The organism is Apibacter sp. ESL0432, assembly GCF_019469225.1.
Taxonomy (GTDB): domain Bacteria; phylum Bacteroidota; class Bacteroidia; order Flavobacteriales; family Weeksellaceae; genus Apibacter.
In genome coordinates, this window is record NZ_CP048266.1 from 1,318,237 (window position 1) to 1,334,103 (window position 15,867).

The window sequence follows — 15,867 nt, forward strand, 5'->3', positions numbered from 1 at the left end:
ATCCATTATGATATTAGTTACAGGAGGTACGGGCTTAGTAGGAAGCTATCTTTTATTAAAATTAGCCGAAAAAGGTGAGCAAGTTAAAGCTTTATATAGATCGGAAGATTCTAAACAAGAAGTTTTCAACTTGTTTAAATTATACGAACCGGAAAGATTTAACGAATTATATGATTCTTTACAATGGATTAAAGGGGATATTCTTGATATTATTTCCCTGGAAGAAGCTTTTATAGGTGTAACAAAAGTATATCATGTTGCCGGAAAGGTTAGTTTTAATGAAAAAGATAAAAAAGAATTACGCAAGATAAATATTGAAGGAACTCAAAATATGGTTAATTTATCTATTAATCATAAAATAGATAAATTTTGTTATATAAGTTCAATCGCCACCTTAGACTCCAACTTTGAAGATTCTTCAATTAATGAAAATGCTGAGTGGAATTTTAAATTCAATCATTCTTCCTATGCTTGCTCAAAATACGGAGCTGAAATGGAAGTGTGGAGAGGTTCTCAAGAAGGATTAAATGTATTAGTTGTATATCCGGGTATCGTATTAGGTTCCGGAAATTGGAAACGAGGCAATGGATTACTCTACGATCAGGCATATGCAGATCGAGCCTTTTATACTTCGGGGATCACCGGATGTATTGATGCTTCGGATGTCGCCGATGTTTGTATACGACTTATGGATGATCCTTCAATAAGTAATGAAAAATTTATTTTAACTGCAGACAACATATCGTATAAAAACCTCATGTGCCTGTTAAGAAAAGAATTGAACAGGAAACCTCCTATTAAAATATCTAATTCATTGTTAAAAAGGATATCCGTATTGTCTCGATTTTTACCCGGTAAGAAAACGATAAGTAAGCCTGTTTACTTAGCATTGACTTCTCAAAACACCTATTCCAACGACAAGATAAAAAAATTATTGTCGTATGCATTCATACCTATTCAAGATTCGTTAAAATCTCACGCTAAAAATTATCTACAATATAAAAAATTAAATAATGACTGAGGAAAATTTTATTCCATCTGAAACGTATAAAAATATAGAAAATGGAGAAGTGAACGCTAAATGCAGTTCAAACATAGCATTAGTTAAATATTGGGGTAAATATGACACACAATTACCAGCCAATCCATCTATAAGTTACACACTTACCGAAAGTTTTACGGAGACTTCAATCCAATTTCAAAAATCCGATACCTTTTCGGTAAAAGTATATCTTGAAGACCAAATTCAAGAAAGTTTCGCAGCAAAAATTCATACCTATTTTTTATCTATAAAAAAGTATTTACCATTTATTGACCAATACTCCTATTCCATACATACCAAAAACTCTTTTCCTCACAGTAGTGGAATTGCTTCATCTGCATCCGGATTTGGTGCTTTGGCCTTATGTCTTATGAATATGAGCGAATTATTGGGAGAGAAAAATTCCGAAGAATTTAGGTTAAGAAAAGCTTCTTTTTTGGCTAGATTAGGTTCCGGAAGTGCATGCAGATCAATTTACAAGGGATTGGCTGTATGGGGTAAAAGCCCAGATATACCTTCCAGTTCCGATTTATATGCTATTCCTTTTCCCTATGAAATAGCGCCTATATTTAAAGAAATTCAAGATACCATTTTATTGGTCCATGAAGGATCTAAACAAGTGAGCAGCTCCGTTGGCCATAGTTTAATGAAAGGACATCCCTATGCATCCACACGTTTCCAAGAAGCAAATAAAAATTTATCTGAAGTTTGCGATTTGATTCAATCCGGAGATTGGGAACAATTTGGTAAAATAGTTGAACATGAAGCATTGACACTTCATGCCATGATGATGACTTCTACCCCGCCCTATATTTTGATTAAGCCTAACACTTTGGCGATCATTGATAAAATTTGGAAATTCAGACACGATTCTAACGCTCAATTATATTTTACTTTGGATGCCGGAGCTAATATACATTTGCTTCATCCTGAAAGAGAAAAAGGTCTGATTACCAGTTTTATAAAAAATGATCTTATTAAATATACTGAAAATGGAAATTTAATATTAGATAGGGTTTTATTTTAAACATAAGGTATAAAAAAACAATTTAATTCTTAACAAAAAAATGTAAAGTCTTCTTTGTTAGAACGAAAAAAAGAGGGAATTTGCTTGTTTATATCAAACAAAATATTACCTTTGTTAAATTAAGATAAATAACCTTATTAAAATTAAATCATCATGAACAAATCAGAATTAATTGATGCAATTGCAGCTGATGCTGATATTACTAAAGCAGCAGCAAAAAAAGCTTTAGATTCATTTTTGAATAATGTAACCAAAGCATTAAAAAAAGGAGACAAAGTTACTCTTGTAGGTTTTGGAACTTTTTCTGTTTCTAAAAGAAGTGCAAGAGAAGGAATTAATCCTCAGACAAAAGCTAAAATTAAAATTCCTGCTAAGAAAGTTGCTAAATTTAAAGCAGGTGCAGAATTATCCTCTGCAGTTAACTAGATAAACTAAATTAATTAAGTTTAAAAAAATTAAAGGCTGTTATGATAACAGCCTTTTTATTTATTTTGTAATGGATTTGATATGTATTTAAAAAATACTACTTTCTAAATTTCGTCATCTTCATTAAAATTCCTCAGAGCTTTAACTTCATTTCTGTTACGTATAGATGATAAAATATTCCTACCTCTAGAAATGACCATAGGAACAACATAAGAAGAAGCCAACATGATCAATTTTCCTGATAAAGATTTCTTATTTACAAACCTTGAAATTACTTTTTCAGTTCCGAAACCTATTCCAAAATTAATTAGCATCTTTAAGAGATTTGAATTAGAAGCAAAGTTTAATGCTTTGTTTCCTACATTATCATTAACTAAACCTAAGGTTTCAGGTAAATGACTTAGGGAGAGTTTATTCTCCATATCAGAAATCTCATCTTTTAATACACGTTTACGTAATAAAAAATCTTCATACGTATATCTTCCGTTAGTTTTTGTCATTAAGTTCATTTTCTTTTACATTTAAATGTAATTCAATAATTTTCCTCTCAATAAATTTTTTGATTTTCGAATAATTGGACAGAAGAATCATAAAAATGATGAGATAGATACAAGAAATAATTAAAATGCCTAATCCCATATTATTAAAATGAGTTCCAAGCATTACTCCCAAAGCAATACTGGCTAAAAATAAGAACATCATTCCTAAGCTGAAAACAATAATAATGAAAATTACTATGCTCAACAAACCGGAAATAGTTTCAGTCAATTCCAATTTAAGAAGTTCAATTCTATTATTGATATATTTTTTTACAAAACCTAACATAAGTTATTAAAATATAGTGATAAAATTAAAAAAGAGTCATTAAAACAGACTCTTTTAAATTTTCAGTAATTATTTTTTGGTCAACTCATCGTATTCCTCCGCGAGATGATCAATTGTCTCATCTTTTTTTCTGTTAAACTCTTTTTTGTACTTATCATACCCCTCCTTCAATTCATCTTTATATTTATGATAAGAATCCTTTAGACTTTCCCCTAAATCTTCTGCTTTTCTTTTTATTTTTTTACGGGTGTTTTTACCTTTATCAGGAGCAATTAACACACCGGCAAGAAATCCGGCAACAGCTCCTAATACCATACCGGTTAAAACATTTTGAGCATTTTTATTTCCCATACTAATTACTATTAAATATTATTATAATGTTATTTTTAGAATTTTCGCACTTTACTTAAGACAAGAAAAAACAACTAAGATTGTCAATTATTTAACTAAACATTTAAATAAATTTACTATTTATATAATATGCTTAAACTATAATAATTAAAAATTTAAAACTTATTTTTAATTTTGTTGCCTTAAACAAATTTACTCAATAAATTTGTAATTTCCAAAACAACATAAAAAATTATGCCAAAGTTCTCTTCACGAGGTTTAAATATGCCTGAGTCTCCTATAAGGAAACTAGCTCCTTATGCAGTTAAAGCAAAGGAAAAAGGGTTGCATGTATACCATTTGAATATCGGACAGCCGGATATCAAATCCCCGCAAACTTCCATCGATGTTTTAAAAAATATTGATATTGATATTTATGCGTATACTCCTTCTGAAGGAAAATTTGATTATAGAGAAACACTAAAAGATTATTATCACTCGTTAGGATTCAATGACTTAACCAGAGACAATTTTATTATTACCAACGGGGGGTCTGAAGCTCTTTCATTTTCTTTAAGTTGCTTATGCGATCATGGAGATGAAATTATCGTTCCTGAGCCGTTTTATGCAAATTATTATAGTTTTGCAGAATCTATTGGTGTTACTATAGTTCCCATTGTTTCAACTATTGACACCGGATTTTCATTACCCGATATTGAAAAATTCGAAGAAGTAATTACACCCAAAACCCGTGCAATTCTCATTACCAATCCAAGTAATCCCACAGGTTACCTTTATTCAAGAGAAGAATTGCAAAAATTGGCAGATATAGCAATAAAACACGATATATTTCTTATATCCGATGAAGTATACAGAGAATACGTATACGATGGATTAACGTTCCATTCCGTATTAGATTTTCCTGAACTTAAAGACAATGTGATTGTTGTAGATTCCGAATCCAAACGTTACAGCCTTTGTGGAATCCGTTGCGGTTTTTTAGTTACCAGAAATACAAAATTTTTGGAAATAGCTTTAAAATTCGCCCAAGCTCGTTTGAGCCCTTCTTTAATTGGACAGATTATTGCCAATGCCGCACATAAACAACCTCTTTCGTACATTGAAAACGTAAGAAAAGAATATTCGGAAAGACGGGACTTATTGGTAAAATTACTTAATGAAATCCCGGGGGTAATTTGTCCCAATCCCAAAGGATCTTTTTATTGCACTGTAGAATTGCCGGTTGATAATGCTGAGGATTTTTGTTTATGGATGTTAAAAGACTTTGAGTATGAAAACGGTACGGTTATGCTTACCCCTGCACAAGGTTTTTACTCCAACCATGAACATGGCAAAAAACAGGTTAGACTTGCTTATGTAATCAATAAAGATGACATTGCCCAATCCATAAAAATTATCAAAAAAGGTTTAGAAAAATATAATTCACTTCAATGATAGTTCAGGAGAATAAGGATATAAAAAAATTTACGACTTTTCAAGTACCTGCGCTTTGTAATTTTTTTACGGAAATATCTACACTCGAAGAGCTCAACGAGGCTTTAAATTTTTCTGAAAATCAAAATTTACCTGTATTATTTATAGGAGGAGGAAGCAATATTTTATTTACAAGAGCATTTCATGGATTAGTTATACAAGTTAATTTAAAGGGAATTCAAGAAAGGCCGGGTAATGATGAGAATCATGTATTCGTATCTGCTATGGCCGGAGAAAACTGGGATTCTTTTGTGAGCTATTGTGTAGCTAAAAATTACGGAGGATTGGAAAATTTATCTTTTATTCCCGGATATGTTGGAACCTCTCCTATACAGAATATTGGAGCTTATGGAGTTGAAATGAAAGATTCTTTTTATCAACTGAAAGCTCTTAATCTAAAATCCCGTGAAATAGAGATTTTTTCTTCTGAAGATTGTAAATTCGGATATAGAGAATCTTTTTTTAAGAATGAAGGAAAAAATAAATATGCCATTATTGAAGTTACTTTTCGATTAACCACTAAAAAACATAAACTTAAACTCTCATATGGAGATATAAAAGAAGAACTTATAAAAAATAATATTTCTGAACCCTCTTTGCTAGACATAAGAAATCAAATTATAGCTACCCGTAAACGTAAACTTCCTGATCCCGCACTTTTGGGAAATGCAGGAAGCTTTTTTAAAAATCCGATTATAACGATCGATCAATTAACTAAAATTCAAGAAAATTACCCAAATATACCTTTTTATACCATTTCCGATACTTGGGTTAAGATTCCTGCTGCTTGGTTAATTGAAAAAGCCGGTTGGAAAGGCCAAAAAATCGGAAACGTGGGTGTGCACGAAAAACAACCGTTGGTATTAGTTAATCTGCATAATGCCGACGGAGAAGAAATTTTATCACTATCAAACTCTATAATTGAAGATGTTAATAAAATTTTTAATATTCAATTAGAACGAGAAGTAAATATCATCTTATAAATTTATATTTTTGCTTCCTTATTAAAATATGAAGATATTCCTTTATCCCTTTGCCGGTCTGTATTGGCTGGTTACTTATATTAGAAATAAATTTTTTGATTGGGGACTTTTACATTCAAAAAGTTATAAAAAACCGATTATTACGGTAGGAAATTTAAGCGTTGGAGGAACGGGTAAATCACCTTTCGTTATATATTTAATCGGATTGTTGAAAGATACTCATCTTATAGGCGTTTTGAGCCGCGGCTATGGCAGGAAATCCAAAGGTTTCCATTTTGCAAATTATACTACCAGTTATGAAGATATTGGTGATGAACCCATGCAATTTTTTTTACGTTTTAAAAACAAAATAATTGTAGGAGTAGACGAAAAAAGAGCCCATGGAATCGACAATTTAATCAAGGATTTTAATCCTGATCTTTTTATTTTAGATGATGCTTTTCAACATCGGTATGTAAAGGCGGGATTGAATATTCTTTTAACAGATTACAGTCATCCCTATTATGAAGATCATATTTTACCTGTTGGACGTTTACGTGAAGGCAGATATGGTGCTAGAAGGGCACAAATAGTTGTTGTTACCAAATGTCCCGAAAATTTAGATGATGAAAATAAAAAGACCATTGAAAGAAAATTAAAATTACAACCCTATCAATCATTGTTTTTTTCAACCATTATATACGAAAAACAGGTGATCTCTTCTACTTTAACTTTACCTATTGATGATCTGCTTTCTTATCAGATCCTATTAGTAACAGGAATAGCTAAATATCAGGATATATTGGAATTTGCGGAAAGTAAATTTTCATCGGTTACTCATTTACAATTTAAAGATCATCATAATTTTTCGGAAGCGGATATTGTGGAAATTGAAAAAGCTTATCAAAAATTAGATGGTAAAGCAGTCATTTTAACTACTGAAAAAGACTTTATGCGGTTAAAACATTTTCAACAACTGCAAGATATTCTTTTTTATCTTCCTATTAATATTAAATTAGACAGACCTGAAGAGTTTAAAAAATTACTAACGAAATTCGCAGGATAAAGAGAGGTACTCATCTTTGAAATAGATATTTATCTATATTTGAATGGATTTCCTTATCTTTATCACAAAATTTTAACATTAAATTACCTTTACATGAATAAAAAGATATTATTTTGGGTTTTTCTTATTACAGGAATAATATGGATTTTAGGGGCAAGTTATTGGTATATATGGATTGAAAATCTGGATTTAAGCAAATTAAATTTAAGCAGCAATGACCCGAATACTAAGGCTTTTTTTAAAGCTGTATCTGTGGTATTTGTACCTTTATTGATCACAGCTTTTCTTTTTTATTTTATAGGTTTATTGTTTGGTAAAAAAGAGGAAAAATATTTTACGGATATTGAAAAAGAAAATGAGCAATTAAAAAACGAAATTGCCACGCATATTGATAAAATTGAAACCATGAAGGTTTTATATACCGGTGGAAAAATCAGAAGAAGACCCATAAAGACGCTTGAAAACACCTCTCCCCTCTCTGCTTCTGAAAACGGTATTGTTGATGAAGAAAATAAAGAAAATAAGCCCATTAAAAAAGACGATTTAAAAATTATTGAAGGTATTGGTGAACGTATTGAATTCTTTTTAAATGAAAGCGGCATTTATACTTGGGAACAACTTTCTCAACAATCTGTAGATTCATTGAAAAATATTCTTGAGCTTTATGAAGGAGCTTCCTATCGTATACACAATCCAAGCCATTGGCCGCAACTGGCTGAACTGGCAGCAACAGATCGATGGGATGAGTTTGAGGCTTTACAAAAGTCCTTATAGAACAAATACTGTTTCTTTTATTAATGTATAAAATATAAAATCGAGTGATTTTAAATTTATATTCTTGTTTAATTTATTTACAAACGTTTTGATTTTAATTGCAAAGTCTTAAAAATTAAATGCCTCCATCGTTCATTATTCGTAAATACCTAAACGTAATTATAAATTTATCAATCTTTTCTACTAAATCTTTTTTTAAATAAGTTATGTAACGTTTTCAATTCTTATGTGTATAAAGGGTTGAGAGAGATACTTATAATTCAGCTATTTTTGATGCGAACTATCTTTTTTATCAAGATAAATTCTATTTTAATTGTAAAAAATTCATTTTTTACCTGAAAATTTTCAAATAAAACTTGCATTGTAACAAATTTGTTGTATATTTGCACTCACAAACACCGCGGGATGGAGCAGTAGGTAGCTCGTCGGGCTCATAACCCGAAGGCCACAGGTTCGAGTCCTGTTCCCGCTACCAAGTTTAAAAGAGAATCAAGCATATTGATTCTCTTTTTTTGTTTATTGTTAAGGAACTCTATATAATTTTAACTCCTAAAAAATATTTAAATTTTATTATTTCGTTCTAAATAAAACCCAACAATTTGAGGACATATTTATGAAAATAAAAAAACATTAAAAACAAAAAGAATCCTAATATAGGATTCACTATTATAAATCATAAAAAATATTTTTTGTAAATATCTTCTCCCATTTTTCTATATTGACTTGACTTATAATTTTTAAACGGAAATTTATTTAATCCTTCTAATTTTTTGGAATATTCTGAATATTGATTTAATTTTTTGTTTTCTATAAGTAATCTAAGCACATTTAGAAAACCATTAAAAAAAGTTACATTTAATATTCCTTTTTGAGTTTTATGGCTATATAATGACCATTGATCCTTATCTAAATTGTTTTTAACAGCAATAAATAAATCTCTAATTCTTTGGACACTATAATTTATATATTCATCTAATAAATCAAAATTTTCTATATTTTTATCTTTTAATTTTTCTTTATCATTTCTATCCCATATATAAAATAAACTATCATGAGTTTTTTCATTATCAAGTTTAATTAGTGGCCTTAATCCAAAACTAACAATAGATGCTGTTTTTAATTTTCCTTTTTCAAAGCTATATTGTTCTATTAAATTTTCAAATGGACCACTCTCATTAAGTTTTATCAAAATTCTTTTTCCAATAGCTATATTAGAAAAAGGTCTTATCATTAATTCTATTTCTTGTTTTAATTTAGATTTTACATTCGTTTGGTTAGAATTAATTTCCAAGAATAAGTTAGCCTCAAATTTTAATCTTGTTGATTGATTTTCATTTTTAGGAAAAATAATTCCTGTAACTAAAAGGTTTTGTATTTTTCTCAAGGATTTAATTTTTTCTTCATAAAAATCATCTCCTTCATGATACGCATAAGTTCTATGCTGTCCATCAATTATCCCAATAATATTACATTCGTCATTAATCTCAATTTGGGCTGGAGTAACTCTTGTTTTAGAAGAATTAACAAATTGTCCATTTTCATCTATTTGCAATTGATTTCCATCTTCATCATATAGCTTTATCTTAGATTCTGAAATTGTAGAAATAATATTATTAATAAAGACTCGCTTTTTTTCAGATAAATATTTACGCATACTTGAAATTTTACTTCCTTCAATCATACGTTGATAATAACCAATATTTTCTTTTTTTCTCCATCCTTCTTGACGTAAAACATAAGCTCTTCTCATTAGAGATTCGGCATCAATATAAAAAGATACAATTTTATATCCTTCTTTAAAAGAACTTTTTTCTTCTGGAAGTATATGTCCTAAATATTTATTTTTTTGAGAATTATCACTTTTTAAAATATTTTCACCAAATTCATCAAATGGTAATTGGATATAATCGCAAAATTCATATTTACCTGTCTTTTTTATAACTTTACACAATAATTTAAAATATTGAACAAGATCATAATCAAAAAAATATACTCCTTTAGCTATGTTTTTATGTTCTTCAGCAACGTTATATCTTGAACAGTATAAGATTCGTAATCTTAGCTGATTAAGAGTATAACTTGTTTCTACATTTTCATTATAATATTTTTTAAAACTATTTAATTTAGGTTCATTGAGTAAGAATTCTATAAATTCTTTCTCGTTTTTAAGTACTTTATTGTAAAAAAAAGATTTGTTTTTTATATGATTTCCAGGGTTTTCTGATATGGTATATTCAGTAATTAAAATTACATTCTCACAGATAAATATATCGTCCATTTCAGATGTTCTATCTTTATAGTGAATCTGTTTTCCATCAATATTAGGCAATCGTATAAATCCTAAATTTTTAAAAATTGTTCTTATTTCATTTTCCTGAGTTCTTTTTAATTTATTTTGATTTTTTTGCTCAGGCGTCAATTTTTGAACTTTTTTTTTTGAAGATATCTTTATTCTTTTGGCCATAATTATTAATTATAATCATTTTCATTAAAATCTACACATATTTCACTAATGACTTTAATTTTGGGAGATGTTGAAGGTAAATCAGAATATGAATATGTGTTAGTATTTGTGTAGTTATAATATTTTTTAGAATTAAATTCTTTATTTTTTAAAAATTTGAAAACTGGATTTATACCAAATTTAGAAAGAGGAGGTTTATTTGTTAAATCATTTATTTCATTTATTAAAAACTTTTTTTTATTTGAAATATCTCCTATAATTTGATATTCAACGTTTATATGGGTTTTGCTATCATTAATATACTCTTTTATCTTAACAAAAATTTTTAAATCAAGTTCAAATTTCTTTTCAATTTCATTAATTAATATACGACCATATTTTAAAGATCTTAAATTAAGTATTCTTTTTCTAAATTCCTCTTGATCAGTTATTTTCTGTAATAAAAGATAATCCTTTTTTGATTGCTCTAAATTCTTTTTTAGATAATCATCAAACATTTCGATATAAGTGGTATTTAATTCAAATCCAATATATTTTCTATTCATTGATGCAGATTGGAATGGAACAGATCCACTTCCAGCAAAAGGGTCTAAAATGATATCTTCTTCATTTGAACTAATTTCGATTATAGTAGCCACCATTTCTTTCGGTAGGGGGCAAAAATGACGAATATATTTATCACCCCAAGATCCTTGAACAGGAATTGGAAATTCCCATATTTCATCCAAAGCTTTACCTCTAGGGTTATAACGCTCAGGATATTTAACCCACCATTTTTTTAATTGATTTACATCAAAATTTCTGACTTTATCCTTATTATATTTAAATTTTTCTGACTTTGCAAAAAATAAAATATATTCAAACTTTCTTTGGACAAAGCCATTATTTGACCAAGGAACAGTTTTATCTTTTTTCCAAATAATAATGTCTTGTAGTAACCATCCTATTTCTTTTAGCTTATTAGAAAGATCAAAAGGAAGAGTAACAACTTGATTTTCTCTTTTAAAAGTATCAATAATTATCCATAAACTACCATCTTTTTCTGTTATCTGAAATATCTTCTCAAATATGTCTTTTAAATCATTAAGATACTCTTGATATGATTGACCATAACCAATCTGATTATCTGAACCATAATCTTTCATATCAAAATAGGGAGGAGAGGTAATAGTCGAATTAATTGAAATAGACTTATCAAGAAAATCTAAAATATTTCTTGCATCTTTATTGAAAATTTTATTTAAAATATCATTCTTTATTTTCTTCATTAATAAACTTCCAATAATTTGTTACTTAAGTAAGTTAAAAATTTCATAATATGCAAAACTACATAATAATAAGATAAAATCCTAATGGAATTTTTTTTAGATAGATTTTACATGTGTAACCTAGATAAAAATATACTCTCACTAATATTAAATGAAGACCTTCCATCACTAATATATAATATAGAAAACTTAAATATTTTGAGATAATAAAAATTCAATAAGAATCTTGGTCTTTTTCCGCTGTATTTTTATTTACCGGTGACTTTACTAACTGAATAACATAAATCAATGATAAAAATTATCACCTTCAAAGAAAGAAAATGAGAAGATTCAAGTTACATGAGTATGAGAAATTTCTGATAGCATTGAAATGAGATAATTTTAGCTGATAGACAATTATTAAGTTAGGAATAAAATGAAATTTATTCCTTCTACTTTTGATAAAATCATTTTCCATTTCTAATTATTCTTACTTCTTAAAAAAATTATAAAAGTGATTGAATTTAACAGAGAAAAATGTAACAAGCTTATAATTTAATGTATTTAGTATCTGCAATCTATTTAATAATAATCAAATAAACTTATTATTTTTTGGTTGAGTGGTAACTTATGAAAATATATTTTTCACCTTTTCTAGGCTTATTCTGGATTGTTTAAACTATGAACTGAATAAAACAAACTATTTACTCAATAATCTCTCAATCAACTCATTTTTTTCTTGAATCATGTGTTTATAGAGCTCTTTTTTTCTTTGTAAAGATCTTCTTTTACTGTATAAAGGTTAATGATATTTACTTAATCCCGTAACTTTGCTCTATGGGAAACCAATATTTATTGCATAAATGGTTTTGTTTAACTATTTCACGCTCAATAAATATATAATTTCTTATAAAATCAGGCTTTCAAAAATAAGCTGGCGATTGTCTTAGTTTTATTCTAAGGCTATATTCACGATAAGTAAGAATAAAAAGCCATTATAATTTTGTACTACATTTATAAAATTAATCTCTTTTTTAAAAATTATAAATTTTCCAGTAAACAAAGTGAATAATTTTCGAAAAGATCTATTCCTTTTATATTGTTTAAATAAGTTTACTTATCCTTTTTTATAAGTAATAATTTAAATCGTTAATCATTTTCTTCATCTTAATAAAACACATAATAGTTTTGTAGGTGTTTTATAAGAAGTATTTTCTATATAAGTCTTATTCTCTTTGATAAATTGGCAGAGCTGCAAAAAGTATTGAAACATTAGTAAATCGCTGTTGACCATCTATTATTTGCAATTGGGATATATTCGAAATGGCAAGAATGCTTTCCTGAAAATAGATCACAAACTCCATAAAGTGTCAACCGGTATATTTTCATCCAATACTTAAAATATTTTTAAATAATTCTTGACAATGTTCCAATATTTAGTTATAAATACGTTGGTATATTGGAATAACAAATTGATTACGTGATTTGAGTATAGATGCTGATTCTTTCATAGATTTTAGTTTTCAGGTTTTACGTTTACTTTTTATTATAAACTTTTTATTACTTCAGTAATTGTTCTGAAAGTATAAGTATCTGGTACTTGAACTGATTCGAAAGCCATAAAATACTTATATTTTTCTCCTGCTTTTTCAGCCCATTTTTTACCTAATAAATTTTTATTTTTACTATCTTCATTATTTAAATGATCTCCTTTTACTTCTAATAAAATCAGATTATTCTTTTCGGTACAAATGATAAAATCCGGGTAATGGTTTTTGTTATATCCGTTCAGAAAAAAACCTTTCTTTCGCTCTAAATTCCGATGCCAGAACTTTACATTTTCTAAAGCGGCTACTTCCATAATGAGTTTATGTTCTGACTGATTCATTTTCTCTTCCTGTTCATATAAGGATTTAATGATTGGACTGCTAGGTTCTACCAGGTTTACCTGCTTAGGAAAACTCCAACTTTCTTTAGTGATAATATGGTTGGTATCTAGTAATCGGTTAAAACTTTCCCGGGAATAGACATCGGTTAATTTATTTATTTTTTCTTTTATTTTTGCTATGTATATATATACGTTAGTAACTATATCTCTAATTTGTTCCGTATTGGTAAGATTTTCAAAAATTTTGTTTACATATTTGGTTAAATCCTGCTGAGAGATAGGGCTCTGATCTCCCAGTTTTCTAACTATTAAGCTACTTATCTGTCTTATTTGTCCTTCTTTCGGAGTGTTGAGTATGGCGTTGAGTAACAATTCTTTTCCCCGGGTTACTATTTTTTCCGTTTTAACGGTTCCTGTTCGTTCATCTATATCTGTTTTATAAATATCGGCAGAGATTTTAAAGTCAATCTGTGTATCCTGAGTGGCTAAGACAAATCCTTCTAAAAGACTGTTTTTACTAAGAAAAATTTCATTTTCTTTCAATTCTTTAAAAAGAATTGCATTCAAATCTTCTACTGGAGATTTTTTAAAAAACTGAGGTAATTTCATATTACCGGCAATATATTCTTCATTTATTTTATAGGTTTTCACTGTTCCTCCCATTGCTTGTATAAGATAGGTGTCATCGTCTTCATCGGTAATTGCAAGTTTTTGTTCAAACTCTTTTCCTTCAATTATCGCTTTTTCGGTTATTTGCTGAACAATACTATTATCTGTTACTTTCGAAACAATTCCGTTATCATTTAACGGGATATACTCTATTTTTTCAATTGCAAAATCATCATCTGAAGAGGTGTTTTCCGGTGTATCAACAGAAAGCAATTCCTGCTTTAAAATATCATTGTCTGTAAGCTCTTCTTCTTGTTGGGTATCAGTTGCATAATAATCATCTTTACTAAAGCCGGAATCTTGCAATCCTTTCACAATTTTATCCAGTGTTTCTTTAAATTTAGCAGAAGCCGTAAGAACAAAGGAAAGGTTTAGGAGAGTTTGCGAGTGTTGGGTTACATAGGGTTGACGTAAAATACGCCCTAAAATCTGTTCTACATCTACTGCGGAAGATTTATCTGCCAATGAGGCTAAAATGTAAGCATTGGGACAATCCCAACCTTCTTTTAATGCATTAATGGTAATAATATACCGCACCGGACAATCTTTGGAAGTTAGGTCTATTCCTTTTAGCTCATCTATTCCGCTTACTTTTATTTTGATTTGTTCTTCTGGTATACCTAAGCGAATTAGTTTTTCTTTTATATTCTGAAAAGTAGTATTATCTTTTCCTTTAATATTGGATTGGGCCTGAAATAAAATAATCGGGCGTATGTATTTGCCCTTCCGTTTTTCTTCTTCCAGTGCCTGTAATTCTAATTGTCGTTGTAAATGTAAGGCACTGTTAATCACCTCTTCTTTCCGGTAATGATTGTACACAATTACCGGTAGTTTTACCATGTGCTCTTTTTTCAGCTCTACTGCATTTACAAAACTGATAATATTACTGTTCGATTTGGGGGTCGCTGTTAAATCCAAAACCAAAGAAGGGTTTAAATTATTCAGCATTTCCACGCTTAAATCGCTCTCTGCATTATGACTTTCATCTACTATTACCACGGGATTAAGGCTTCTTATTACATTAATCAGAGCCGTTCTGTCCGTTCCTTCCAATACTACCTCTTCATCAATGATGGTATCTACAAAGGATTCTAAGGCTCCGTTTTCCTGATATATTTTGCGATCTTCCTTGTTGGCTTTATTTATTCGTAAACTGCTAAAATTGAAAACATAAATATTTAATTGTTCCAGTACTGAGGAAGGATTAAAATTGGCTCCCTGCAATAGTTGCTCTTTTCCGTATACCTCTACTCTTCCGTTAAAGAGAGTATTGAGTTTTTCGCGGTACGGATGAGAAGGGTTGGATAAATTACCCACCGTTTGTTGCAACAGGTTAGACCAGGGTACCAGCCAAACCACGGCCTTTGGATTTCCTTTGTTAAAATAAGTGTTAATACTTTTTAAGGCATTACAGGCAATAAAGGTTTTTCCGCCGGAAGTAGGTACTTTTATCGCTATATGAGCCGCTCCGGGAATGGTATCTTTATACGGTCGCATTCCGGTGGTAGAACCGTCTAATTTTACGGTATATTCTCCCAGTTTGTCTTTCCAATACTCATTAAATGCCTGTGCCGGAGAGCTACATTCTTCCAGATAACTTAAATAGTTTTCTAAATCGGTTATTACCTTTTGTTGGTAGGGTTTTAATTCCAT

General features: G+C 29.2%; 13 protein-coding genes and 1 tRNA gene. 8 read left to right on the forward strand and 6 right to left on the reverse strand.

What is annotated here, in order from left to right:
• The first annotated feature begins 7 nt into the window (after positions 1-7).
• The 3 genes from GYM73_RS05565 (at position 8) to GYM73_RS05575 (ending at position 2,495) form a co-directional block, all read left to right on the forward strand.
• Entirely contained in the window at positions 8-1,021 is a 1,014-nt protein-coding gene (locus GYM73_RS05565; RefSeq protein ID WP_220233223.1) for an NAD-dependent epimerase/dehydratase family protein, read from the forward strand.
• Complete coding sequence (locus GYM73_RS05570; RefSeq protein ID WP_220233224.1) at positions 1,014-2,069, forward strand: diphosphomevalonate/mevalonate 3,5-bisphosphate decarboxylase family protein; 1,056 nt, start codon at positions 1,014-1,016, stop codon at positions 2,067-2,069. The genes GYM73_RS05565 and GYM73_RS05570 overlap by 8 nt, the downstream gene beginning before the upstream one ends.
• 153 nt (positions 2,070-2,222) lie before the next feature.
• Entirely contained in the window at positions 2,223-2,495 is a 273-nt protein-coding gene (locus GYM73_RS05575) for an HU family DNA-binding protein (protein ID WP_160543131.1), read from the forward strand.
• A gap of 104 nt (positions 2,496-2,599) precedes the next feature.
• Here the strand turns inward: GYM73_RS05575 and GYM73_RS05580 are convergent, their stop codons facing one another.
• The 3 genes from GYM73_RS05580 to GYM73_RS05590 form a co-directional block, all read right to left on the reverse strand.
• Entirely contained in the window at positions 2,600-2,995 is a 396-nt protein-coding gene (locus GYM73_RS05580) for a hypothetical protein (RefSeq protein ID WP_220233225.1), read from the reverse strand.
• Positions 2,982-3,320, reverse strand: coding sequence for a phage holin family protein (locus GYM73_RS05585; RefSeq protein ID WP_160543133.1), 339 nt, complete (start codon positions 3,318-3,320; stop codon positions 2,982-2,984). Before GYM73_RS05585 ends, GYM73_RS05580 begins: the two co-directional genes overlap by 14 nt.
• A gap of 69 nt (positions 3,321-3,389) precedes the next feature.
• Positions 3,390-3,671, reverse strand: coding sequence for a YtxH domain-containing protein (locus GYM73_RS05590; protein WP_160543134.1), 282 nt, complete (start codon positions 3,669-3,671; stop codon positions 3,390-3,392).
• Positions 3,672-3,905: 234 nt separating this feature from the next.
• Here GYM73_RS05590 and GYM73_RS05595 point away from each other — a divergent pair, with 234 nt between their 5' ends.
• The 5 genes from GYM73_RS05595 (at position 3,906) to GYM73_RS05615 (ending at position 8,421) form a co-directional block, all read left to right on the forward strand.
• Positions 3,906-5,105: a pyridoxal phosphate-dependent aminotransferase gene (locus GYM73_RS05595; protein WP_220233226.1), complete on the forward strand. Its 1,200-nt coding sequence runs from the start codon at positions 3,906-3,908 to the stop codon at positions 5,103-5,105.
• On the forward strand, positions 5,102-6,127 hold the full coding sequence (gene murB / locus GYM73_RS05600; RefSeq protein WP_220233227.1) for a UDP-N-acetylmuramate dehydrogenase: 1,026 nt from the start codon (positions 5,102-5,104) through the stop codon (positions 6,125-6,127). The genes GYM73_RS05595 and murB overlap by 4 nt, the downstream gene beginning before the upstream one ends.
• Positions 6,128-6,155: 28 nt before the next feature.
• On the forward strand, positions 6,156-7,172 hold the full coding sequence (lpxK, locus tag GYM73_RS05605) for a tetraacyldisaccharide 4'-kinase (RefSeq protein WP_220233228.1): 1,017 nt from the start codon (positions 6,156-6,158) through the stop codon (positions 7,170-7,172).
• A 93-nt stretch (positions 7,173-7,265) separates the two neighbouring features.
• The gene (locus tag GYM73_RS05610) at positions 7,266-7,946 is read left to right on the forward strand and encodes a hypothetical protein (RefSeq protein WP_220233229.1); all 681 of its coding nucleotides are present in this window, start codon (positions 7,266-7,268) and stop codon (positions 7,944-7,946) included.
• A 399-nt stretch (positions 7,947-8,345) separates the two neighbouring features.
• Positions 8,346-8,421: transfer RNA gene (locus GYM73_RS05615), tRNA-Met, on the forward strand.
• Between the two features lie 198 nt (positions 8,422-8,619).
• Here GYM73_RS05615 and GYM73_RS05620 read toward each other — a convergent pair.
• The 3 genes from GYM73_RS05620 to GYM73_RS05630 all read right to left on the reverse strand — a co-directional run bounded on the left by GYM73_RS05620 (position 8,620) and on the right by GYM73_RS05630 (position 15,867).
• Positions 8,620-10,410 (reverse strand): DGQHR domain-containing protein, encoded by a 1,791-nt coding sequence (locus GYM73_RS05620; RefSeq protein ID WP_220233230.1) that lies wholly within the window; start codon positions 10,408-10,410, stop codon positions 8,620-8,622.
• A 5-nt stretch (positions 10,411-10,415) separates the two neighbouring features.
• Positions 10,416-11,678 carry a site-specific DNA-methyltransferase gene (locus tag GYM73_RS05625; RefSeq protein ID WP_220233231.1) on the reverse strand — a complete coding sequence of 421 codons (1,263 nt, stop codon included), beginning with the start codon at positions 11,676-11,678 and terminating at the stop codon, positions 10,416-10,418.
• A 1,525-nt stretch (positions 11,679-13,203) separates the two neighbouring features.
• The gene (locus GYM73_RS05630; RefSeq protein ID WP_220233232.1) at positions 13,204-15,867 is read right to left on the reverse strand and encodes a DEAD/DEAH box helicase; all 2,664 of its coding nucleotides are present in this window, start codon (positions 15,865-15,867) and stop codon (positions 13,204-13,206) included.

Bases quoted from the DNA above. Each gene is read 5' to 3' on its own strand.
- GYM73_RS05625 (WP_220233231.1), bottom strand. From the start codon at position 11,678: ATGAAGAAAATAAAGAATGATATTTTAAATAAAATTTTCAATAAAGAT.
- GYM73_RS05585 (WP_160543133.1), bottom strand. From the start codon at position 3,320: ATGTTAGGTTTTGTAAAAAAATATATCAATAATAGAATTGAACTTCTT.
- GYM73_RS05595 (WP_220233226.1), top strand. From the start codon at position 3,906: ATGCCAAAGTTCTCTTCACGAGGTTTAAATATGCCTGAGTCTCCTATA.
- GYM73_RS05570 (WP_220233224.1), top strand. From the start codon at position 1,014: ATGACTGAGGAAAATTTTATTCCATCTGAAACGTATAAAAATATAGAA.
- lpxK (WP_220233228.1), top strand. From the start codon at position 6,156: ATGAAGATATTCCTTTATCCCTTTGCCGGTCTGTATTGGCTGGTTACT.
- GYM73_RS05580 (WP_220233225.1), bottom strand. From the start codon at position 2,995: ATGACAAAAACTAACGGAAGATATACGTATGAAGATTTTTTATTACGT.
- GYM73_RS05590 (WP_160543134.1), bottom strand. From the start codon at position 3,671: ATGGGAAATAAAAATGCTCAAAATGTTTTAACCGGTATGGTATTAGGA.
- GYM73_RS05610 (WP_220233229.1), top strand. From the start codon at position 7,266: ATGAATAAAAAGATATTATTTTGGGTTTTTCTTATTACAGGAATAATA.
- GYM73_RS05565 (WP_220233223.1), top strand. From the start codon at position 8: ATGATATTAGTTACAGGAGGTACGGGCTTAGTAGGAAGCTATCTTTTA.
- GYM73_RS05575 (WP_160543131.1), top strand. From the start codon at position 2,223: ATGAACAAATCAGAATTAATTGATGCAATTGCAGCTGATGCTGATATT.
- GYM73_RS05630 (WP_220233232.1), bottom strand. From the start codon at position 15,867: ATGGAATTAAAACCCTACCAACAAAAGGTAATAACCGATTTAGAAAAC.
- murB (WP_220233227.1), top strand. From the start codon at position 5,102: ATGATAGTTCAGGAGAATAAGGATATAAAAAAATTTACGACTTTTCAA.
- GYM73_RS05620 (WP_220233230.1), bottom strand. From the start codon at position 10,410: ATGGCCAAAAGAATAAAGATATCTTCAAAAAAAAAAGTTCAAAAATTG.